Source organism: Psychrobacter nivimaris (genome assembly GCF_043419765.1).
Lineage (GTDB): Bacteria > Pseudomonadota > Gammaproteobacteria > Pseudomonadales > Moraxellaceae > Psychrobacter.
The window spans coordinates 767,724-790,238 of sequence record NZ_JBHOFX010000002.1; the positions used below are offsets into that span (position 1 = coordinate 767,724).

Below are 22,515 nucleotides of genomic sequence, written 5' to 3' on the forward strand. Positions count from 1 at the left end.
TTACAAACCGATTTAGAGATACAACGGAATGGCTTGAAATGACTATTTGCGCTTTGGAAGTTTACTGTCCATCAATAAACTCTGAAGCTCAATATCATGACGGAAGCGATATAGCTTGGCAGGACGACCGCGCTGAGCAGTGCTACTTTCTCCTGTCTCCATTACTAGGTTTTGCGAATCAAGCAAACGACGAAAGTTTTGCTTGTGCAAGCGCACTCCTGATAATGCCTCAACACTCTGCTGCAACTGCGATAAGGTGAAGACGTCTGGCATCAGACCAAAAATAAGCGGTCTATATTCAATCTTCGCACGCAGTCTTGAGATAGCAGTAGCAATCACGCGACGGTGATCGTAATACATGGGGACGCCTATGCGTTGTGACCAGTCCTCTGGCAAAGCAACAGCCTGATGGTTAGGCGGATAATTAGGGGCTTCGGGTATCAGACCTGCTTCATAAAGCATCTCATAGCGTAGTAATACATGCTCTGCAATCCATTCTCTACTTTCATTATCGTGTTCGTTGACTGATTGACTGTCAGTGAGTTTACCACTTGCCAAAAACGCTTCGTCCAGCCCCCAACATAAGCCAATGCGCTGACGCCTGCGCTGTTGGACAATCGAGTCGCTTGCAGTATTTGCCCATTCAAGTAGCGCAGGCACGATAAAGTCCATAATGATACTGGGCATACCGTCCAGATGATTTTCCCATGGGAAATAATCATACCAATCTCGCCAGAGTGCTTTGCTTTGGAGTGCCTGCGTTTGCGTCTCTTGCACCAAACCTAAATAACTCACATACACCAACGCATGACCGTCGATGTTACGTCTATTGGTATCGACAAAGGTATATAACTGCTCCAAATATCCAAGCGGTTGCTGCGTTTGCTCTTCTACCCACTGACGTACGCCCGCTTGCAACGAGCGATGTAGTGGCATAAGTGGCCCATTTGGCAACAGCTTGCCTTGGTCAACGGTTAGAACGCGCGCGATATGATCGGTGATAGCGACCAATACGGCGACCACTTCTGTCGTGCCGCTACCTTGCTGGTGCGCATGTGAATAAGACAACGTCATGGCTTTGGGAATTATCCTTTTTCTCTGAAATATGAAAGTCTATTGGGGTTAATAGCTATGGTATTGCTTAGTATAGCTCGAATCTAAAACTATCATAGTCTGTGGTTGTAAGTATGAAAAATCAATAACGATAAATAGTTATAAGATGCATGAATTAGCACTACTTTTAAGCTCAGTACGACTTAACTGCACATCACTTTTAGCACTCAAACCCAATCTTTTGACTTATTGAGTATAAAAAACCACTTGTAATTATGCTCAAAATGAGCATAATTAAGACAACTTATAAATTTGTTATGTCCAATTACCTATTTTTTAGCACATACATTTATCGTTATCGCACCAACAAAGGCTGCCATTATGAAAAAATATCCTTACGACGCACCTATCATGAGTACGGACAATCGCATCGCCACTCAGATGAACATTGAATACGCCAAGGCTAAAATGCCAGCAGACTTGCCTCGCGCTGAACGCATCGTAGTCGAAGAAAATATCAAGAAGCTACTGAAAGAGAACAATGCCGTACTGGTAGCACACTATTATGTCGACCCTTTTATCCAAGACTTGGCCTTAGCAACCGGTGGCTGCGTCGGTGACTCACTTGAAATGGCTCGGTTTGGACAAGCTCATAGCGCTCAGACTTTGGTCGTCGCTGGTGTGCGATTCATGGGTGAATCAGCAAAAATATTAAGCATGGAAAAGACCATCCTCATGCCAGATTTAGAAGCCGAATGTTCGCTTGATTTGGGCTGCCCTGCTGATGAGTTTTCAGCATTTTGTGATGCCCATCCTGAGCGTACTGTGGTCGTCTACGCCAATACCAGCGCTGCAGTAAAAGCGAGAGCTGATTGGGTGGTCACCTCATCTGTCGGTATCGACATCGTTCGTCACTTACATGCACAAGGTGAGCCGATTATTTGGGGCCCTGACCGTCATTTAGGCAAATACATCGCTCGTGAGACTGGTGCAGATATGCTGCTGTGGCAAGGGTCTTGCCTCGTGCATAACGAATTTAAAGCCACTGAACTAATGCAATTAAAAGCCGAACATCCAGAGGCCAAAGTCTTGGTACATCCTGAGTCACCTGATAGCGTGGTGGCACTCGCTGATGTGGTCGGCTCGACTAGTAAACTTTTGCAATCAACGTATGAGATGGATGCTGATACCTTTATCGTCGCTACTGATTTGGGCATATTGCACGAGATGCAAAAACGCTCACCAAACAAGCGATTCTTGGCCGCACCAACTGCTGGTGAGAGTGCAAGCTGTAAGAGCTGTGCGTTTTGTCCTTGGATGGCCATGAACGGTCTAAAAGGTATTGAGCAATGCTTAACCAATCAGAGCGGTGAAGTGCTAATGACACCTGAGCTGGCGACTGCAGCAAAAAAACCATTACAACGGATGCTTGATTTTGCTGAAGCACAAAAGCAACGTGTAGCCGCCAGTGGCGATATCGTAAACGACCGTGCGTTATTCGCTAACGTTGGGGCAGCCTAGCATGAGTCCGTCGCATTCAGTTGATTGTCCAACACCACTCGCTATGAAAATAACAGGAGCAGCAGTGATATGAGTAATATTATAAAAACTGATGTTCTTATTATTGGGGCTGGTCTGGCAGGCTTGAGCACCGCGCTATCTCTGCCAAAATCGCTGAATATTACTGTTTTAAGCAAAGCGGCACTTGAGGTTTGCTCAAGTCACTACGCTCAAGGTGGTATCGCAGCTAGCTTAGACAAAGCAGACTCTGTGACTGATCATGTCGCTGATACCTTAATTGCTGGTGCAGGATTGTGTGCGACGGACAATACTGCCCGTATCTTGGGTGCAGGACAGCAAGCGGTGCAGTGGCTATGCGAGCAAGGTGTGCCATTTACTCAATCTAATTTAACTAAAGAAAATGATAATGCACCTGATTTTGCAGTCTTAAAAACCAGTGACTTACACTTAACCAAAGAAGGCGGTCATGGCTGTAGACGTGTGGCTCATGCGGATGATGCAACGGGTCGACACGTGATGAATGCCTTAACCACCAAAGCACAGACTGCGGCTAATATCACTATCTTGCCTTATCATGAAGCATTAGAGCTACTGACTCCACCTATGATTAGCAGCTCTTCTTTTAGCATGAACGATAGCGAGATTAAACATTGCCGAGGGGCGTTGGTCTTTGATCATATCAACGAGCGTCAACTCACTATTTATAGTTTAGCTGTCGTACTGGCTAGTGGTGGCTTAGGTCAACTATTTAAGCGTGCCAGCGCGCCTAATGTCTGCGTCGGTGATGGCGTCATGATGGCATGGCAGGCAGGCTGCCGCTTGGCAAATTTGGAATTTGTGCAATTTCATCCGACGGGTCTAGCATTAGATGACAGCAGTTTTTTGATATCTGAAGCGTTACGCGGTGAAGGTGGACGACTCTATTGTCCACAGACTGGTACGCGCTTTATGTTAGACGTTGATGAGCGCGCTGAATTGGCGCCACGCGATATCGTCGCTCGGGCAATAGCTAATCAGATTAGTAGTAACGGACTTGGCTATGTGCACCTTGATGTCAGTCACTTGCCAGCTGCATTTATACAAGCGCATTTCCCGCAGATTTATCAGACGCTGCTAGCATTCGGCATCGATATGACCACAGACCCTATTCCGGTCGCTCCGACTGCCCACTATAGTTGTGGCGGCGTGGTGACTGATGCCAATGGATTGACCGATATTGCAGGGCTGTATGCAGCAGGCGAAGTTGCTTATACAGGGCTGCATGGAGCCAATCGTTTAGCAAGTAATTCATTGTTGGAGTGTGTGGTGGTTGGTCGTAACATCGCAGCCAACTTGCCTCGTTACTTAACGAAATTGGAAAACTTAAAGAACTTAGAAGCTTTAGAGAAAACCGCTGAAGCTTTAGAAAAAATGGCACAGCCACATACGACTGCCTATTATGAACTGCATCAGTTAGCTGCCGACATTTGGCAATATCCGACATTAGAAAACACGCAATTTGTCATCTTGCCCTCTTCCAAGCAGTCATCGTATCCAATTTATAAAGCTGATAAAGCATTTCATTCTGACGTAAATATTGCAGAGATAACTATAGCATTGAAAGCTCTTTTGACAACCAATATGGGCATTACACGTAGTGCCAAACAATTAGAGCAAGCATTGCGACAAATTGAGCAGTGGCAAGAGTCAAACGAATATAATAAAACCATGCTATCTGATATGAGCAGTAAAGCCCCTACTACTGACAGTGAGCTTGCCATTTTTCAATTGGCGAGGCAATTAGCGTTAGCAACGATGATTGTTCAATCGGCTTATCAGCGTTTTGAAAGTCGCGGTGGGCATTATCGTGAGGATTATCCTAACTTAGCTGAAACGCCTTTAACCAGTATCATTCTGCCATTAAGAAAAACTACGCTTCACTCTATTAATCACATTATAGAAGACGAGCGTTATCCGATACCTGTTACTGATCATATTTAAGCGTACGACAGATAATAACCAAACCCATTAAGGGTGATATCTAACACTATAGTTAAAGAAGCATTTAAGCTATCATTATGGATAGGCTTAATATATTACCTTTTCTTTGAGTGTCTACGGTATGGCATCTGATATTGTGTTTGTGATTGCCCTGATGATAATCGTCAGCTTGGCTTGGAGCGTGCTTGCCGTACCTCGTCTGCGAAAACGCTTGCCAAAAATCTACTTGATAGCCCGCTCGTGGTGGTTGATGCTCGCCGCGCTCTGCACTTGCTATGTGATTGCACAAATAACAAACGATACGCAAGGTTCTCATTCGCAAGTATATCCCTATCAATGGCTGCTCATTTTATTCTTTATATTAATTGGTCTACGCGGCAGCTACGAGATTAAACGCCTATGGTGTTTACACAGTAAAGCCGTACTCATTAATAAACTCCAAGCGCAAGGCTTACAGCCAAATACTTCCCTACTAGCGAAAACCTCTCTCAATCTGACTCAACACTATACGCGGCTCAATTCCTTAGATCTGCTACTGAGTGTTGCATTCATCTCACTCATCATTAGCCTTGTAGCCTTACAGCAATTGACCTGGCAACGCGAACAATATGGCGTTTTACTCTTCGTATTATTTGCCAGTCAGTTCAACGATATTGCCCAATATCTATGTGGAAGACTGCTTGGACGTAAGCTGTTTAAACGAGGTCTAGCGCCGACTATTAGCCCGAATAAAAGCATTGAAGGTGCTATCTTTGGCAGTTTAGTTGCGGCAATGTTGGCAGCAGTATTAGGTCTTTGGCTCACCCCTTTTGATTGGTGGATCTGTCTATTAGCTGCCTATGGCTTGGCTGTAAGCGGTATATTTGGAGACTTATTAGAATCAGCCTTTAAGCGCCAGCACGGGGTAAAAGACACTGGAACGATGCTCGCTGGTCATGGTGGGGTGTTAGATCGGATAGACAGTTTACTGATTGGAGTGCCAGCATTTACTCTACTCTACTGGTTATTTGGTTAAATACAATCAAAGCACAGATAGCAGAGTCATTTGGCTTTATCCAGTTTACTGCGCAATATCCAATTGAGCACAGGCTTAGGTAAATAATTTAAGGCACTCGTGATATAGCGCATTGAGCGTGGAAATATCGCTAGTTCTATATTATCGTCAATCGCTTGCATAATATGATCAACCGCTGCTTGCGTGCTCATGATAAATGGCTTATGGCTAGCATCGCCATCGTTTAAATCACGTAGTGCTTGAGTATTGATATAGCCTGAGGCAATACAGTTTACTTGGATGTTATAAGGTATAAGTGCTGCCCGATAAGCGCTAGCCGTAGCAATCATTGCACGCTTGCTTTTTGCATATAGACTGGCATAAGGATAATCTATCGTGCCTGCGATAGAGGCAATACAGATGAGGCTAGGTCTATCACCTTTAGTCATATCTAATGCCTGACATGACTGTTTTAACTGCTGCTTTAACTGACTGCTTGCCCATCTAAAAACTTGCTCAAACGCCTGTAAGTTAATCACTAGCATCTGGTCGCTATCTGCTTGATTTAAGTGATGGATACGCTCATTGGTGTAGCTACCCGCACTATAGATCAGCCTTTGAAATGGAATACCTGACAAATTGTCTAATAACGTTTGCGTTTGATTTGGGTCAGTTAAGTCGCATACATAAGTCACAATAGCAGGATGTAAGCTGTTGATATCGGCTATCTTTACTGCGCTACTTCCAACAACGCTTACTTGCCAGCCGAGCATCTGATGATGCAACGCCAAAGCTAAGCCAATGCCACTTGTACCACCAACGATAATGATATGCGGCGCATGGTTTTTAGTGATACCTTTTGCGAGGTTTTTCATAATTTATGCTGCTGTATATAGTCGACCGTACGCTGATAGCCATATTGCCATTGCGCCTGCATTTGCTGCACAAAACCGTCATAATCTCTGTGTATTAGCTCAACGGTCATTTGTTTTAGGTTAAAACGCTTTTGCACATTTTGCCCTCTCAGTTGCTGCTCGTTATCTGCAAATGGTAACCAATGTAGCTGACGGTTGTTGCTAGCCGCCGTATTAATGTGCGACGATACCTCCATCGGTTGATAACCGTGTACTGCTGCCAATCGCCTATTAGGATCAAAACCAAAAACACGCTGAATCGCGGGAGCAGCCAGCCATGGGTCATAACCTGCCTTAGTCTCTGCAAATACGCTGTTACCCAACTGACAGGCTAGCTCAATTGGTGTCAGATTAATCACACCTCCTAAACACCAGCCAAGCTCTGGGATATGTGTTGGCGGTAGATAGTACATGTCTGCCATAGAAGCGCGAATCACTGGGGCAAAATCCCATTGCGTTTGAACCTTTACAGAAGGGTGTATGCGTCCGTTTGCAAATGTGTGTGCAGGCGATGTCATTTGCCCGTCGGCCAGACCTGATGCAGAACGCTCAAAGCGCGGCGGCGCAAATAACAACTCTTGCAGTACAGGTTTTTTATTACATAAGCCATCAGTAGATGCTTGATACAATCGACTGGCAATGATGGCTATCTCTGGCGTTGCTTTATCAGCATTGCCACCATTATTATTACTAGCAGCGAACCGCGACAGCTCATCTAGCCAATACTGCTCGTTATCGATACGAAACATCGCTAACTGCTGTAGCTCATTTAACAGTCGCTCGTAGCTGTCTATTTGCTGCTGACGTTGTCCATTACCTCGCAACTTTGACAACCGCCAACGTTTGAGTGCATGGGTCATATAACGCAGCTTTAGACGTTTATTGGCTTCATCTGGCGCGACATGTCTGATGGCAGTGATAACACGATACAACTCACGGCTGCACATCAACGCTTGCAAATCTTTAGGGTCAGGCGCAAGTTGTACTAAGTAGGCAGACAAACTACCACCGCAAGTACCAACGATAATATCTGGCGTCAAATCATGCGCCGCTAGTGCTGCATAACTGCCCAAATAATAACCAAAACGTGAGCCTCCGCCTGAGAAAAGCTGAACACGCTCGTAAGGCTTAACACGCTCATTGTTCATCTGTTACTCATCATCAGCTGGTACAGTTTTAATCGCTAATGACACGGTAAATATCCCAAAGCGATCTATACGCATCGTGACTTTCTTAAAGCCTGCCCGCTCAACCAGTTGATCCATTTCTGCTTGCGAACGACAACGCATTACCCAACTACTGCCACGGTGATTGTTTAGTGTTTTACTGATAAATTCCTGTTCAGGGTGCCACGGTTGGTTGGTATAAATCAGATAACCGCCCGATTTTAAACTGTCATAAATACCTGCTAAAGCTGTCGCTGGTAGCGCATTATCAGAGAACAACTCAAACAACCCAGAAGCAATAGCAAGATCTGATTTTTTAGTATCGGTACTAGTATCATTCGTATGTGCATCGATATAACTGGCAGGATCAAAGGCATCCTTCTGACTGGTCACGACTCGACTGCTTATGGCCAAACGCTCCGCCTTTGCTTGCAATGCTTGGATATTATGCATCTCATAATCACGCAACTCAGCATGTAAATCTGCAAACTCTGTTAGTAGATCAAATGCATAAAAACCATGTCCACTAGCGATATCTAACAGTTTTGGTTGGTATGATTTATTACTACTTTGATTTTTATCTTCGAGATCTGCAAGTGCTAAGCGTGCCAACTCCAGTATGTGCTCACGGCGAATGCGAATACCTTGCCAGCCGATATTATTTAAATAAAACTTATCGACTGCCTGTCCAAACTTATTCTGACCGCTTGGCTGATTGCAATAGACATGATCCAGTGAATGACCTGAATCAAATCCATGTTCAAGTCCTGTAGCAATCGCATCGCTGACATGACCAAACTTCTGCATCGCAAAACGGGTAATTGCAAAGTTTGGATTGAATGGTTTAATCGCCAAACGATCCACTTTATCTTTACTAGCACTATTTAAGTGAGCCGTACTCAAATCAGGGGCTTGGACTGGTGTACTAAATACTTGCTCAGCAAACTCAATACAGTCCGCGAATACATCGGCTTTATTGGTCTCATGAAAGATTGCGTGATAGCTATCTGGATACAACTGCCAGCGTTTGATCGATGTGTTAATCGCTTCATAGAATTTCCGCTCAGCCTGTTTATCGACCACATAATCCTTGCCCGCACATAAGACAAACGTCGGTACGGTGATAGCGCCAGCATTATCGAGTAGACGCTGACCCGTTGCATGGGTATCAATGAGTAAATCAGTCGAGATACTGTTTGAGATTAAAGGATCAGCATTGTAGGCTTGCTGCGCGTCTTTATCATGAGTCAGTACTTGTGCTTTAACATAGCTGCTGACACGTGACATCAGACCTAGCGTACGTGCCACCTTTAGCGATGGTATGGCAAAGGGCAGATACAGACGAATACTCAAAGCAGGCGTGCCCAATATCATCCCGCGAATATTTGGCGCATAATCGTGTACCCATGCTGCTGCCAATACCGCGCCGATACTGCTAGCGACAATCAATGTATCTTCAATAGCAATGCCTGTTTGCCCAATCACCAGTTGTACAAAACCTTCTAAATCTCGCTCAAGCTCGGTAACGCTCTCAGCATGGTCTTTTATACCCCCTGAGCGCCCATTACCACGCGCATCCCAAGCAAACACTTGATAGCCAGCTGTTGCAAACTGCTGTCCTAGCTCTGCCAATCGTCCTGAATGCTCATGCCCTCGGTGCAATAAAATAACTTGGCGCAACGGTTGGTTAGCTTGCTTGATAGCTGATTTTTTCATGTCTTCTAAAGGCATCGTTAGCCAATAGCGATAATAAATAGCCGTGCCGTCGTAAGCGTTATAACAGCTCTCACCATTGATGATTTTAGATGCAGGCAAGTCAAAACCAACACTGGCCTGTTCTTCGAATTTTTGACTATCAACGGTTGTGGTTGGCATTTCTTTGAACTCCAATGGGCGAGCGTTATCAGTAGAAGTATTTGGCAAAACAACAGTAAGAGATAATGAGTTGTTTGTTGACTCACCCAGTACGGATCGCAGCTCAGGTGGGTTACGCCTCAAGTATAACTCTGTCATATAACGTAGTCGATTGAGACAAGTCTTTAATAACATCACCTCTGTTAATATAAATAATTGACCCATTCTGACAGGAAGCGAAGACGTCTGCGTTTTAATACCTACTGGCGCTTTGGCCCTAATACCCATAAAGGCACCAAGCACCCCTAATAAGAAGGCGCGATCGCTTTTGCCTAAAGGCCCTTGGTTAGCGCGAACACCTAACATTGCATTACTAGTAACGCCTAACAGCTCGGTGCCAATACTAAGCGCGATCAGAGCAATGATATGATGCTGAGAAGTTGATATATTCGTTGGCAAGTTGGCTATTAACGTTTGCTGTTCTTTATCATTGATATGAGGGGTCAGAATATGAGGGGTCAGGCTCGCTAATAGTGCCGTATCGGCAACCATATCACCTACCTCGTTTAACACGGCTCCTAGCCTTGAAGCCTGCCCATGCTCACGAGCCATCATGCCATCGATGGCATTGAGTGCCATACGTACAAACAACGATGAAGGTAATAAAAGCCATAGCCTCTGCTGTTCAGCCGCTGGTTTGGCAATGATATAGGCAGTACCGATACTTAATAAAACAGCGGATACTGTCACTTGATTAGCGGTAACATTTTGCTCAACCAACGCATTACTCATCGGGCGTAGTTGATTTTGAAACTGAGTTTTGAGCTGATATAGCGACATGAGTCTAGCCAAATATTTTCAGTACTTTACTGTAGCAACAAAAGTTTGTAAGGTAAAGAATTACAAAGCGCTCAAAAACGTTCAAACATTTTGAAAAAGATATTTATTAATATCATTATAAGCGTCCAATTTTTTCCATTTTAGTCCACAACGACCAATGATTTGCACTGAATCTCAGTGGCTCATATCAGTATTACTAACCTTATATGGTACAATCTTCAGCTTCTTAAAAACGCCTTATTAAAAATGCTGCGAGCCCGTCATCATGGAAAGCCTAGTCACCCTTGTTCTGGTATTAATGCCAATGTTTATTGGCTTTGCCATTCCGTCTAACCCTACCATGACAAAAGTGGCCGACAAAGGTCTATCATACTTGGTATTTATCATCCTAGCGTTGATTGGTATTGAGCTGTCTCAGGTAGAAGGTCTAGGTAATCAGCTGGGTGAAATTGCCTTATATGTCACCGTCCTATCAATATTAACAATTGGTACAGGATTGTTTGCGCTTATGGTGTTTGACCATCTGCGTCCGTGGCATGCCAAAAAACCAAGTGTAAAATCTAAAGAGCATCGGGTGAGCATTCGAGGTAGCTTGGCGCAAGTGGTTTGTGTGGTGATTGGGATGGTGATTGGCTATTTCTTGCCTGCTGATTATATGCCGCCTGAAAACTCTATGACCGTCATGCTGATGATTTTGATTTTACTGGTTGGTATAGGCTTAAAAGGCTCGGGCATCACCTTAAAAGAAGTATTGCTTAATAAACGCGGCGTAGAAATGAGTGTCATCTTTACGCTAGCGGTATTGGCGGGTGGGCTTATTTTCGCGCTACTATTTACGGATGTGTCATGGACGAAAGGCTTAGCATTATCGTCAGGGTTTGGTTGGTATTCGCTGTCAGCGATTGTCATGACCGATGCTTATGGCGCTGTCTGGGGCAGTGTCGCGTTATTCAACGACTTAGTACGTGAGTTCTTTGCGTTAATCTTTATTCCGGTATTTATGCGCAAATCCCCTTCCGCCGCGGTTGGGCTTGGCGGCGCGACCAGCTTAGACTTTACCTTGCCTATCATTCAGCAGTCAGGTGGTCTAAAAGTCGTGCCGTTAGCGATTAGCTTTGGCTTCCTAATTAACATTGTTTCGCCAGTATTGATGGTGTTTTTTTCGGCGCTTGGGTAGGCTATATTTTGTAGATCAGCTTATTCGTATTTGATATTACGATTATTTTATTACTAACCATCTGTTTAACTAGCTTATCAATGGTTTTAGGGTCTTCATTGCGTAAATGGCTTTTAAGATAGTTTGTTAAACTCGACTTTTTGGATGGTCGAGTACCTGCTGGTCTACTTTTTAGCTGTGCTATTGCACGTTGATATGTTGTAGCAGAGTCTTTGCTATTCTTATTATCATCTTGTGACACTTTACTCGAATTTCCTTTGATATTATCGAAAGGTGAGTAATAGATAGCTTTGTTATCCTGTTTTATTATTTCCTTCTTTTTGAGGTAATTTATAACTAAATCAATTTGATCTTGACTATTTGCTTGGCGATAACTTGCAAGTTTTTGCTTTATCACATTATTCAATCCATCAATTTCTTTTGCCTTACTTCGTAAAACTTGATCAGTGACTAAATCTAATATTCCTTGACTGTCTACTTTATAACTTAGTTTTTCTTCGTTTTGATCGTGCCTGATAAGACCTAATTTAATAAACTTATCAAAAACCTGTTCAAAAATATAGTCTTGCTCAGTACTATTAAATCTCTCTAGTGCTGTCACTGGAACGTACTTCTTTATCGAGTACAATAGGTTAGATTTATAGCTCGGTAAAAACACCTTACGATTGACAATGCTATCAAAAACCAAAACGTAACACTCATGTATAACCGATTTGGGAACGCTCTCTTCAAGGCTTTGCGCTAAAGATTTCTTATTGTCCATGGCAACGCTAGTAACGTCATCACACAAAACATTATGACTGTCTTCGATGACAAGTTGGCTTTTTTTTATATCTGATGCACTTTCTATGTTTGACTCGTAAGCCACAGTTAGCTGATTAGCACTTTCTAACCGCATGATACTCATACCATTATATGCACTATTGAGATGCTCAACCAAGATATCATAACCACTATCTCTTGCTAAAATACAAACATCAGCACTAGGATCAATTTCAGAGATTTTGCCAAGATAAAAAGACAAGTAAAAATCTAGCGCATTCTTCCCTGCATGTTGCATCTTAATAATGTGCACATTTTCATTATCAAACCTGAGCAAGTTTTCAACCAATTCAAGAGGTAAACTCTTCTGCTGATTGATACCCAAAAACAGCCATACATGGCATTCATCCACCTCTACATTATCGAAGCTTTTAGGCTGAATGTTTTCATAATCAATTAAAATATGCTTCATCAAAATATTCTTATCATTTAATAAAAGTTACGATTACTTATACCCCACTCGCCTGCTTAGCAAACAAACGCATCAATGGCTTGATTTTGCTGACTCGGTACATACCCTCATTACGTATCTGCTGCACAGGACGCATCTGGGCAAGCGACCCTGCAAATAACCAGTTAAGCGCAGAAAAGCTATGCATCATCAGGCTATTATGCGGACGGCGCGAACGCTCATAATGACGTAGCGTTTGATTGCTGCCCCACAGCGTGCCGCCACTACGGATAAAGTCATGCGTTAGCTGCTCACATAATACTGTCACATCCAGCATACCAAGGTTCAGTCCTTGACCTGCCAGCGGATGTACGCCATGAGCTGCATCGCCAATAAGTACCAAGTTATCAGCGACGTAGCTTTTCGCTTGCTGAGCCGCTAATGGAAAACTAGCGATAGACTCAATCTGATTAATCGCACCCAGCTCGTAATTGCTAGCAGCTGCTAACTTATCAGCAATAAATCGTTCTTCTTCCTCTATCAATGCCAATGCTTGATTGCGCGGCAATGTCCATACGATCGACTGCCAATGCTGCGGATTTGTCTTATCAACATCGGTTATATCAGCTAGCGGCAATAGTGCCAACGTACCTGTTGGTAGCATGGCTTGGCGTGCCGTTGCCTGATGCGGTCTCTCAGTCTGAATCGCACAGCAAATCGCGGTTTGATTATAATCAAGCATATCTACGCCAATCCCTGCTTGCTGACGGACAAATGAACCGCGCCCATCAGCACCAACTAATAGACGCGTATCAATCGCCTCGCCATTGTCTAGAGTTACACGGTAGCCTTGCTGCGCCCCTAGCCAATCCATATTGACAACTTTATGACCAGCGATAAGGGTCAGATAGTCGCTGACATCCTCTTCATGCAAGCGTTGCCATAGCGCATACTCGATAACAGCAGGCTCAACCATACTTCCTAATAACGTAGACTCATGATTTTTACTGCTATTATTCTCGGCGCCGCTGTCTTCACTTTCGCCAAATAATAACTCACCCATCCCATTTAGCTGCCATACCTGCATTTGCGAGTAATCTGCTTTGCGTTTAGAGGCGGCAATCTTTTGCCACGCGCCAATATCATTGAGCAGATTAATACTAGCCATACTGAGTGCATAGACACGTGCATCACGTTTGCTAAGCACATCTTGCCAAGCTGACTCATCACGTGCAGGACGGGCATCAATTAACGTCACAGGCATTTTTTCTTGTGCCAGCTTTAGAGCAAGCGTTGCCCCAACGATACCGCTACCGATAATCAGCGTATGGTTGTTTTTCATAAGGTGTCTCTCAATATTGCTCAATATTAGAATGCTTATTATCAATCTTAATTACAGTTAGTTGATTCAGTTCAAAAGAGAGACAAGGCAACCGAGTGCAGATGTATAGGCAATACTTCAAGCGAGGTTAACGCTGTTACTCTTTTAAACTGAATCAACTATAGCGCTATGATTTTAAACCCATCGCATAAGTGGCAACTAGTGGCTTGATATTCGGCAATTTATCAAAGGCCAACAACGCCATATTTCGCGCCAACTTAATCGCTGGGTTAGGATGGGTGAAGCCATGTACTACCGCATCACAAAAACGAATCACTCGCTTCTGGTCGGTTTGACGTGCTTTCTCATAACGCTTTAATAACTGTGCATCACCGATATCTGCGCCTTTGAGCACTTGTGTATTTAGCATTTGTGCCAGCACATGCGCATCTCGCATACAGAGATTAAAGCCTTGACCAGCGACAGGATGCAGAGTGTGAGCTGCATTGCCCATAATGACGCAGCGCCCTTCTACCTGCTTATCCGCTAGCACACGGGTCAATGGATAGGCGCCGCGGCGACCAGCAGCGGTAAACTTGCCAGCGCGTTGACCGAAAGCTTGTTGTAGGGTCTGCAAGAAATGGACGTCGTCTTCCAAATACCTGGTTTCTTCACCCGTTGGGCATACCCACACCACAGAGCGTCTGTAGCCTTGTTGATACTCATTATTGCCATCGCCTTCTGGATCAGTCAATGGGAGCACAGCAAGTGGGCCAGCTGGACTGAAACGCTCAATCGCTGCATGCTCGTGTGGCGTATCTGTTTCTACTACTCCGACGATGGCCGTTTGCTGATAGTCATACGTAGTTGTACCTATATCTAGCAATTGGCGTACTGTAGAGTCGCGTCCATCACAGGCAACTAATACGCTAGCTTGAAGCTGCTGCTCGTTTTCGGCTTCATCGTTGTAATTAAAGCTAAGTGTCACACTATCGGTCTGCTGCTGGACAGTTGTCACATTGGCATTATCTATCAAGGTAATTAACGGCTCTTGCTGTGCGGCTAATAAAAGCTTACGCCCCAGCCAAGCGTTTTCGATGACTTGCCCAAATGACTCGACCTTTTCCTCTGCTTTATTCAGCTGCGCGCGCCCAAAACTGCCTTGCTCACTAATCTGTACGGTGTCGATACGGCAGGCATGACTTTGTAACTCATCCCACAGTCCAATTTCTTGATAAATCTGTACCGTGCGCCGTGATAATGCCGTATTGCGACTGTCTAAATAATGGCTGCGAGTACTGTCATCCGTTGGACTGATGGTTGGATAGCTGTTTTTTTCTAATAAGGTGCTCGCAATACCGTGATGGGCCAATAGCAATGCAAAGGACAAACCAACATGACCACCACCTGCGATAAGCACTTGCTGGTCAGTTATCGCTTCTTTGTTTTTAGATATGCTGTCGAACTTTTTAGGTATGTTGTCAGAGTTGGATAAATGTGAATCAGTATCTTGCATTGTTATTTTCCTAGTATTATTTTTTGGACAAGCAATTTATTAATGATAGATAGCCGCTCGTCACTGACTTTATTTTATAATTTTTATCATGTCGCTGCTGTTATTAGATGGGTTGCAGCAACCTATGGTATCACCCATAGATTACCACAAATTGTCTATTCTGCCGTGGTCTTAACCGTAGACAAATCGTTTCTCCACTATCATCGTAAACGAGATTTATATTTATAAATCTCAAAAACCTTAATCTTATTAGAGCACTATCATACGATGGGTAGCGATGAATTATATAGAACTGATAGCAACATCGAATCAATCTATAGAAAATCGCTGTAGAGTTGCAATCAGCATACAAAAACAGCGTTATCTATCTGATGTATGGCTTGAAATTTAAAAATTCTCTACCATAATGAAGGCAAGACTTTCATTACTTTCATTACTTTCATTACTTTTATTTACTACCTTCCACAAAAACAACAATAATATCGCCGTCATTTTTATCATCTACAATCTTTGTATCACCTAAACACTGTAACACCACTAACTATTTTATCTCTGCAACCCGTCACGCAATTAAAACCAAATCATAGCGTCGGGTACACAATAAAAGGATAATCGCTTGACTGATTCCATGAGCCGCCGTATAAAGTTTGAATCATTGACCCCAGCACAGCTAAAAACCGTGCTTGGTGAATACAACAATCACATGAAATATATCCAAGAACGCCTCGATATTAAAATCATGCAGCGCCAAGGCGATTTTTGCCTGAGTGGTGATGTGACCAATGTCGAACGCGGTGAACGTATTATCTACAAAATGGTAGATGAAGCACAGAACACCAAAGACATCAGTGCAGAAGAGCTGCACCTTATCATCCAATCTAGCCTCTCTCGTGATGAAGACATCGAAGAAGACGAGCAAGACCATGATGATATGGAATATGATGAAGATTTGGATGAGGCTAGCGAGTTTACGCCCATCAGTTTACGTACACGTAAGGGTCGCATCGTTCCGCGTGGGGGCAACCAACAGCGCTATGTAAAAAACGTCCTGAGCTCTGACGTATCGTTTGGTATTGGGCCAGCTGGTACGGGTAAAACGTATCTAGCAGTGGCTTGTGCCGTCGATATGCTTGAGCGTAATGAGATTGAGCGTATTTTGCTAGTGCGTCCAGCGGTAGAAGCTGGCGAAAAGTTGGGCTTCTTGCCAGGTGATTTGACCCAAAAGATCGATCCATACTTACGCCCGCTATATGACGCACTCTATGAGATGATAGGCTTTGAGAAAGTCGGTAAAATGATTGAGCGTCAGATTATCGAAGTAGCACCGCTGGCCTATATGCGTGGTCGTACTTTGAATAACTCGTTTGTCATTCTAGATGAAGCGCAAAATACCACGCCTGAACAGATGAAAATGTTTTTGACGCGTCTAGGCTTTGGCTCACGTGCCGTCATCACTGGTGACATTACTCAGGTGGATTTGCCACGTGGTCATAAGTCAGGCTTGGCACAAGCAATGGATATTCTAAAAGATATCGAAGAGATTCATATCACAAAGTTTGATTCAAAAGACGTAGTACGCCATCAATTGGTACAGCAAATTGTTGAAGCCTATGACGTATTTGATGAAGAGCAAATGGCTTTAGAAGAAAAACGTAAGTTTGAACGTATTAAAGAACAAGAGCGTAGACAAGCCGTCGCTAATGCAGCAGCCAATCTGTAATAATCAAGCTAATCACTGAATTGCAATCATTTGCTATAAGCATTTATCTTGCATAAGAAAACCGGATTACTCAAAGTAGTCCGGTTTTTTCTTACCGGTAATTTATTGAATTTAGCTCTTTCGCTACTGGTAGCCTACCAGCAACTTAGCTATAGTAGCCTCTATATATTCTATACATAGGCCTCTATTCATTAGCCAAAAATTTAGCGATGAGTGACAATAATTAAGCTACTTTTATATTAAAAGAGCTGGCAAATAAATCACCTAGAAGATGCAGTGTTAGAAACATATTTATTTATAATAAAAAGGACAGCAACATGAGCCAACCTGACAATACTAATTTCGATGACAAGATCGCTAGCAACCATGCTAGCTTAGCAGCACTTGATATCAGTGCGACCGACAGTATTGATGATGAAATATTAGATACTTTTTATAATCGCGAGCATTTACTGTCAGTCATGATGGCGACTTTAGATTATATAGACGGTCGTATTAATAATGGTCTGACCCTACCCTATTTTGCAGATATCGATCCTGAGCTGTGGCAAGAAAAGTCTAAAACACTAGATATATATATCACTGATGACGTCGAAGGCCGTGCTTTAAATCTAGAAGCACGTGGTAAAGACTATGCGACCAATATTTTGTCTTATCCAAGCGAATTACCTGCAGCCGTCATTGAGCTGATGCCAACATTGCCTCTTGGAGAGCTGATTATCTGTCATGAAGTGATGGTACGTGAAGCGGCTGAACAGGACAAAACAGTGGCGCAGCACATTAGCCATTTGCTAGTGCATGGCGTGCTACACCTACTGGGTTTTGATCATGAGCTCGGACAAGCTGAACAAGATGAGATGGAGTACTTTGAAATTAATATTTTGGCAGGCCTAAACCTACCAAATCCTTATGTCTAAACTAGGACTGCTTTATTAAACAGTTTTCTAACTCTTAGACAGCTACTCATTAATCTTTAGTTAATGGTAGCTTTTGTGCTTGACCCATTTGGTTGATCATATGGTCTAAGCCTTTAACATGGACACTGCGCTGCGGGAATGGAATCTCGATTTTCTCATCATCTAGAGCTTGCTTGAATTGCTCTAGTAGCTCGCATTGCATCGACCACCAGTCGGCATTGGTTGTCCAAACGTTTAGGGTAAGATCTACTGAGTTATCGCCTAGATTGGTCACTCGCACGATAGGCTCAGGATCAGTGAAAGCCAATGGGTTGTTTCTTGCCAGACTTAACATCACGTCTTTAGCCGTTTTGATATCAGCATCGTAACCAATACCGACAGTGATATCGACGCGGCGATTGGGTAGCGCTGTATAATTGACCACAGGTGAAGTCGTTATATCGCTATTAGGAATGATGATATCGTGATTGTTAATGGTCGTCAGATGGGTATTAACCAAAGTGATCTCAGTCACCGTACCTGTGTAGCTACTAATCTGTACATAATCACCGCGCACAAACGGGCGAAATGTCACAATCATAATACCAGCGGCAAAATTTGATAGCTGGTCTTTTAGTGACAAACCAACGGCAACAGCGGCACCACCTAAAATCGCGACGACCGAAGTAGTCTGTACACCGACTTTGCTAAGTGCAGCTAAAATCACCACGACCAGTAGTACGCCATACAATAGACGACTTAAAAAACTAGCAACTGTCTCATCCAGATGGCTACGCGTCATCAGGCGATCGGAAAAAGCGACAGCCTTTTTGGCAAGCCAACGTCCAACGATAAATATAAGTATTGCCAAAGCGACTTTAATGACTAGCTCTAGGGCGTTGCTCGTTAAGGTAGCGACATCGACGGTAAAACCTAAAAATTCCATACTGACTCTTTATTTTATAGCTGGGTGTTATGAACTTGAGTATCTTTAATGATAAAAAATAGTGCGTTAAGCGTTATTCTTAACAGTTGTGTTTTTAGTGATATTCTTTCCAGCAACTTTATTTTCAGTAGCTTTAATTTCAGTAACTTTCTTCTTAGCACCTGTCTTCTTAGGGCATGAATACGTTAACCTTAATACGTTACTTCGACTGTATCACTATAGCGGTAAGTACGTATCAAGCGCAGCTCGACGATATCGCTCATGTCTTCGGTGAATTTACCAAAAGGTGCAGCTTGTCGTACCGACTGCTTGGCCGCTTCATCCAATATCGTAGAGTTTGAGCTTTCAAGCAAACGAATGGCTTTGATATTGCCGTCGTTACTGATGATAACCATAAGGCGTACTTCACCCGTAATACCTTGGGCACGCGCTTGTACAGGATAATGCAAGTTGCCCACTCGCTCGACATGCTCACGGAATGTATTGATATAGTCGGCTGCCGCACCCCGTGTGGTCGAGTTACTATCCATGGTCACGACTTTGGATTTGGTCGCGTAGACCTGCTGACGCTGAGATAGCTGAGCTTCTAAGGTTGCAATCTGCTTACGTAGCCGCTCTTCTTGCGCCATCGCATCATCTTGCGCTTGCTCGCTGTCATTATCCGACTCTACAGTAGCCTGACGCCAACTTAACGTCGTGCGTAGGTAGCTTTCTTGATAGCGCTGCTGACGTACTTTACGCTGTAAGTTAACGATGTCTTGAGTCTCACTCATTTGCTCAGCAGACATTGCACTTAGCTGATTGTTCTCTTGTCTTAGCTGCTCTTCTATTGTACCGCCGCCCTCTTGTGAAGCATTGGCAATAAAGTGCGCATCTTCATTGGGCTGCATGTTATCGGTCAGCGCCTTTGCTACATCTTGCATCATAGCAGCTGGGTCTTTTCCCATAGAGAAGCTAATCCCGAAAATAATCAGCACGTGAACAGCCACCGCAATAACAATAGCGACAGGCAAACTTATATCGCGCTTGGGCGCTTGCGCGGAAAAATGATAGCTCTGTGAGTCTTTTATATAGGCCACAATGAATCTCAGCTTGTGAGCAAATCAGTACAAAGCACTATTTAATAAGTGTTGTAACGATCGGCATGATTTATACTGGCGCTATCATAACATGACATAGAATTATGTCGCCAGTATAAGCACTGAGACGGCATTTTGACATCTGCCATACAGTATTGGTAACCTTATCCGCTGATTGAAAAACGCGCGCTTGAGAATATATAAGGCAGACGAAACACTGTCTATACCAAATGAATTGCTATAAAACGCATGTGTTCATTTTGAAGCCACTATATTTGTTATATACTGCTTTAGCACAATAGAATTAGTAGCACGATACTTTGCAACAACCAGAACTGTGCATCGTCTTGATTAGGCACGGCAGATGATCAAGCAGCACAATAAGTGCAGATTTACTGTGCACTAGTATCAGAGGTCAGTTTTTCGCTTTTGCTACCTATCAGTATAAAAATTACTAATAGTCGTAGATATTCAGAAATTATAGATAATTAGCATTCGTTTAAATTAACGATAACCTGCAAAGTTTGTTTAGCCATTTTTACGTCACCGATTGAATGACGCGCCCTATAAGGATAATAAGTTTGAGTGACTTTGATAACGTGAATAATTCAGACAATTTTGATGAGTTCTTCGAGAGTATTGGCTATCGTTTTGACGAGTCATTCGGCAGTGGTTGGGAGCGTATCGCCCAATCGGTTAAAGATATCTATAATAAGACGACGGACAAGTTCGAAGATGAGTTGTCATTGCCCGTGGCACAGACTTACGTCAATGATGCACTACAAACATTCGTCACCGACAATGTAAAAGCCATCTTAGAGCTACGCGTCGAGATGCATGATGATTGGTTTCGTTTGTACTGCACTGTCAATGCAGGCGGCATCTATGCCGAGGTAGCAAGTAACTTTAGCTTAGTTCACGTTCAGCTCGATCGCAATGTGCAGCGCTTTGTATTTGGTCAGCAAACTTATACCGATATATTAAATCTGCGCTGCGAATCTTTTATCAAACGCCAAGGTGTCAAACTTGCGATTTGGTTTTATCATAGCGTCCTCAAAAAAGACCCTTTAGGCTTTATTCTGTCATACGTCAATATTGCTCGCGCAAAAGACGAAGTGATTTATCTCGATATCCATCGTTGGTTAAAAAACAACAAAAAAATCATGAGTACTTTGCATAAGGTACAGATAAATTATGGCGAGCTAGAAGAAGAGCAAATGATTTTGAAGGCTCAAATCAACTATCGTGATTTGCTGGCGGCCAGTAGTAATGAAGATATCATCGGTGATGATGACGATCCTGAATTGATGCAAGGCCCTATCAACCCTGTAGATGATGCGACTGAGCCAAGCCAAGAATAGCTCGCTAATGTTTTATCCCATAAGACAATGGTTCATCCCATAAAAAAACGCTGCATCTTAGAGGTTATTGGCCTTATAGATGCAGCGTTTTTTTATTAAAGTCGATAACTACCAGTAGTTCTCTACGGCAATATTGCCCTCACCGCGGCGATTCATTACAAGTCCCAATGTCTTTAATGCCTCTTTGGTATCTTCTACCATATCTGGGTTGCCACATAGCATAACATGCGTAGTATCAATATCTAATGCGATACCCGCGCGCGCTTGCAACGTCCCCTCTAGCAGTAACTTCGGCAAACGCTCTGACAATGCACCTTCGACAGGCTCACGAGTGACGATTGGGATAAAGATAAGCTTTGCTGGATTATCAACCAGCTTGCCGAAGTCTTCCTGTAGGCTTTCGATTTTCTCAACGTAAGCAAGTTCTTCTATCGAACGGGCACTATAAGCCAATACAATGTGCTCGTAATCTTCCCATGTCTTTAAATCTTGTAGCATTGACAAAAACGGTGCTAAGCCAGTGCCTGTTGCTAGCAGCCATAAGTCTTTTGGCAATGGTTTTTGGTAACGTGCTAAAGTCAAAAAACCAAACGGCATGGTATTAAGCAGTAGTTCATCACCCACTTGTAAATGCTGCAATTGCGAGGTAAATGCACCGTCAGGAATTACGATAGAGAAGAATTCTATCACCTCATCAAAGGGCGAAGAGACAATTGAATACGCGCGAAAGACATCTTCATTCAATGCGGTATCAGAGACTTCATCACTTGCATCAGTCTGTTGATAATATTTTAATTGACTGGGATTGACGCCTAAACGTACAAACTGCCCCGCTGTAAACTTAAAACTATCGGGACGGCTGACGGTAAAGCTAAATAAATTTGGCGTCCATGTGGTTTTGCTGAGCACCGTTACTGTTTGAATATTATCACTCATAATTATTCGTCACTTATACTTTATTAAA

At 43.4% G+C, this 22,515-nt stretch carries 17 protein-coding genes; 7 read left to right on the forward strand and 10 right to left on the reverse strand.

What is annotated here, in order from left to right:
* Positions 1–42: 42 nt before the first annotated feature.
* Entirely contained in the window at positions 43–1,074 is a 1,032-nt protein-coding gene (locus ACHEVO_RS06510) for an NUDIX hydrolase (RefSeq protein WP_394124345.1), read from the reverse strand.
* 360 nt (positions 1,075–1,434) lie between these two features.
* Between ACHEVO_RS06510 and nadA the strand changes: the two genes are divergently transcribed.
* The 3 genes from nadA to ACHEVO_RS06525 all read left to right on the forward strand — a co-directional run bounded on the left by nadA (position 1,435) and on the right by ACHEVO_RS06525 (position 5,569).
* Positions 1,435–2,574 carry a quinolinate synthase NadA gene (gene nadA / locus ACHEVO_RS06515; RefSeq protein ID WP_394124346.1) on the forward strand — a complete coding sequence of 380 codons (1,140 nt, stop codon included), beginning with the start codon at positions 1,435–1,437 and terminating at the stop codon, positions 2,572–2,574.
* A gap of 69 nt (positions 2,575–2,643) precedes the next feature.
* On the forward strand, positions 2,644–4,554 hold the full coding sequence (gene nadB / locus ACHEVO_RS06520) for an L-aspartate oxidase (protein WP_394124347.1): 1,911 nt from the start codon (positions 2,644–2,646) through the stop codon (positions 4,552–4,554).
* A 121-nt stretch (positions 4,555–4,675) separates the two neighbouring features.
* A complete protein-coding gene (locus tag ACHEVO_RS06525) occupies positions 4,676–5,569 on the forward strand; it encodes a phosphatidate cytidylyltransferase (protein WP_394124348.1) in 894 nt (297 codons plus the stop codon).
* Positions 5,570–5,595: 26 nt separating this feature from the next.
* On the opposite strand, the gene ACHEVO_RS06530 is transcribed toward ACHEVO_RS06525, so the two are convergent.
* Genes ACHEVO_RS06530 through ACHEVO_RS06540 form a run of 3 tightly spaced genes read right to left on the reverse strand, consistent with a single transcriptional unit; the run spans position 5,596 to position 10,322 of the window.
* Complete coding sequence (locus ACHEVO_RS06530; RefSeq protein WP_296207399.1) at positions 5,596–6,423, reverse strand: SDR family NAD(P)-dependent oxidoreductase; 828 nt, start codon at positions 6,421–6,423, stop codon at positions 5,596–5,598.
* Positions 6,420–7,610: a patatin-like phospholipase family protein gene (locus tag ACHEVO_RS06535; protein ID WP_394124349.1), complete on the reverse strand. Its 1,191-nt coding sequence runs from the start codon at positions 7,608–7,610 to the stop codon at positions 6,420–6,422. The genes ACHEVO_RS06530 and ACHEVO_RS06535 overlap by 4 nt, the downstream gene beginning before the upstream one ends.
* Positions 7,611–7,613: 3 nt before the next feature.
* On the reverse strand, positions 7,614–10,322 hold the full coding sequence (locus tag ACHEVO_RS06540) for an alpha/beta fold hydrolase (RefSeq protein ID WP_394124350.1): 2,709 nt from the start codon (positions 10,320–10,322) through the stop codon (positions 7,614–7,616).
* Between the two features lie 265 nt (positions 10,323–10,587).
* Here ACHEVO_RS06540 and ACHEVO_RS06545 point away from each other — a divergent pair, with 265 nt between their 5' ends.
* Positions 10,588–11,499, forward strand: a complete 912-nt coding sequence (locus ACHEVO_RS06545; protein ID WP_394124351.1) for a lysine exporter LysO family protein — start codon at positions 10,588–10,590, stop codon at positions 11,497–11,499.
* Between the two features lies 1 nt (position 11,500).
* On the opposite strand, the gene ACHEVO_RS06550 is transcribed toward ACHEVO_RS06545, so the two are convergent.
* From ACHEVO_RS06550 to ACHEVO_RS06560, 3 genes are all read right to left on the reverse strand, one after another.
* Entirely contained in the window at positions 11,501–12,733 is a 1,233-nt protein-coding gene (locus tag ACHEVO_RS06550; protein ID WP_394124352.1) for a PIN domain-containing protein, read from the reverse strand.
* Positions 12,734–12,770: 37 nt separating this feature from the next.
* On the reverse strand, positions 12,771–14,054 hold the full coding sequence (locus tag ACHEVO_RS06555) for an FAD-dependent monooxygenase (RefSeq protein WP_394124353.1): 1,284 nt from the start codon (positions 14,052–14,054) through the stop codon (positions 12,771–12,773).
* 166 nt (positions 14,055–14,220) lie between these two features.
* Positions 14,221–15,549 (reverse strand): UbiH/UbiF/VisC/COQ6 family ubiquinone biosynthesis hydroxylase, encoded by a 1,329-nt coding sequence (locus tag ACHEVO_RS06560; RefSeq protein ID WP_394124354.1) that lies wholly within the window; start codon positions 15,547–15,549, stop codon positions 14,221–14,223.
* Between the two features lie 616 nt (positions 15,550–16,165).
* On the opposite strand from ACHEVO_RS06560, the gene ACHEVO_RS06565 reads away from it, so the two are divergent.
* Entirely contained in the window at positions 16,166–17,269 is a 1,104-nt protein-coding gene (locus tag ACHEVO_RS06565) for a PhoH family protein (protein WP_179798643.1), read from the forward strand.
* A gap of 317 nt (positions 17,270–17,586) precedes the next feature.
* The gene (gene ybeY, locus ACHEVO_RS06570; RefSeq protein WP_394124355.1) at positions 17,587–18,186 is read left to right on the forward strand and encodes an rRNA maturation RNase YbeY; all 600 of its coding nucleotides are present in this window, start codon (positions 17,587–17,589) and stop codon (positions 18,184–18,186) included.
* Between the two features lie 49 nt (positions 18,187–18,235).
* Here ybeY and ACHEVO_RS06575 read toward each other — a convergent pair whose 3' ends face one another.
* Both ACHEVO_RS06575 and ACHEVO_RS06580 read right to left on the reverse strand, forming a co-directional pair.
* The gene (locus ACHEVO_RS06575; RefSeq protein ID WP_101206253.1) at positions 18,236–19,111 is read right to left on the reverse strand and encodes a mechanosensitive ion channel family protein; all 876 of its coding nucleotides are present in this window, start codon (positions 19,109–19,111) and stop codon (positions 18,236–18,238) included.
* Between the two features lie 191 nt (positions 19,112–19,302).
* Positions 19,303–20,190, reverse strand: coding sequence for a TonB family protein (locus ACHEVO_RS06580; RefSeq protein ID WP_201567158.1), 888 nt, complete (start codon positions 20,188–20,190; stop codon positions 19,303–19,305).
* 581 nt (positions 20,191–20,771) lie between these two features.
* Here ACHEVO_RS06580 and ACHEVO_RS06585 point away from each other — a divergent pair.
* Positions 20,772–21,551: a hypothetical protein gene (locus ACHEVO_RS06585; RefSeq protein ID WP_296207383.1), complete on the forward strand. Its 780-nt coding sequence runs from the start codon at positions 20,772–20,774 to the stop codon at positions 21,549–21,551.
* 108 nt (positions 21,552–21,659) lie between these two features.
* On the opposite strand, the gene ACHEVO_RS06590 is transcribed toward ACHEVO_RS06585, so the two are convergent.
* Positions 21,660–22,487, reverse strand: coding sequence for a ferredoxin--NADP reductase (locus tag ACHEVO_RS06590; RefSeq protein ID WP_394124356.1), 828 nt, complete (start codon positions 22,485–22,487; stop codon positions 21,660–21,662).
* Positions 22,488–22,515 lie beyond the last annotated feature (28 nt).

Excerpts from the sequence above, each read along its gene's own strand:
- ACHEVO_RS06510 (WP_394124345.1), bottom strand. The coding sequence starts at position 1,074 with ATGACGTTGTCTTATTCACATGCGCACCAGCAAGGTAGCGGCACGACA.
- nadA (WP_394124346.1), top strand. The coding sequence starts at position 1,435 with ATGAAAAAATATCCTTACGACGCACCTATCATGAGTACGGACAATCGC.
- nadB (WP_394124347.1), top strand. The coding sequence starts at position 2,644 with ATGAGTAATATTATAAAAACTGATGTTCTTATTATTGGGGCTGGTCTG.
- ACHEVO_RS06525 (WP_394124348.1), top strand. The coding sequence starts at position 4,676 with ATGGCATCTGATATTGTGTTTGTGATTGCCCTGATGATAATCGTCAGC.
- ACHEVO_RS06530 (WP_296207399.1), bottom strand. The coding sequence starts at position 6,423 with ATGAAAAACCTCGCAAAAGGTATCACTAAAAACCATGCGCCGCATATC.
- ACHEVO_RS06535 (WP_394124349.1), bottom strand. The coding sequence starts at position 7,610 with ATGAACAATGAGCGTGTTAAGCCTTACGAGCGTGTTCAGCTTTTCTCA.
- ACHEVO_RS06540 (WP_394124350.1), bottom strand. The coding sequence starts at position 10,322 with ATGTCGCTATATCAGCTCAAAACTCAGTTTCAAAATCAACTACGCCCG.
- ACHEVO_RS06545 (WP_394124351.1), top strand. The coding sequence starts at position 10,588 with ATGGAAAGCCTAGTCACCCTTGTTCTGGTATTAATGCCAATGTTTATT.
- ACHEVO_RS06550 (WP_394124352.1), bottom strand. The coding sequence starts at position 12,733 with ATGAAGCATATTTTAATTGATTATGAAAACATTCAGCCTAAAAGCTTC.
- ACHEVO_RS06555 (WP_394124353.1), bottom strand. The coding sequence starts at position 14,054 with ATGAAAAACAACCATACGCTGATTATCGGTAGCGGTATCGTTGGGGCA.
- ACHEVO_RS06560 (WP_394124354.1), bottom strand. The coding sequence starts at position 15,549 with ATGCAAGATACTGATTCACATTTATCCAACTCTGACAACATACCTAAA.
- ybeY (WP_394124355.1), top strand. The coding sequence starts at position 17,587 with ATGAGCCAACCTGACAATACTAATTTCGATGACAAGATCGCTAGCAAC.
- ACHEVO_RS06575 (WP_101206253.1), bottom strand. The coding sequence starts at position 19,111 with ATGGAATTTTTAGGTTTTACCGTCGATGTCGCTACCTTAACGAGCAAC.
- ACHEVO_RS06590 (WP_394124356.1), bottom strand. The coding sequence starts at position 22,487 with ATGAGTGATAATATTCAAACAGTAACGGTGCTCAGCAAAACCACATGG.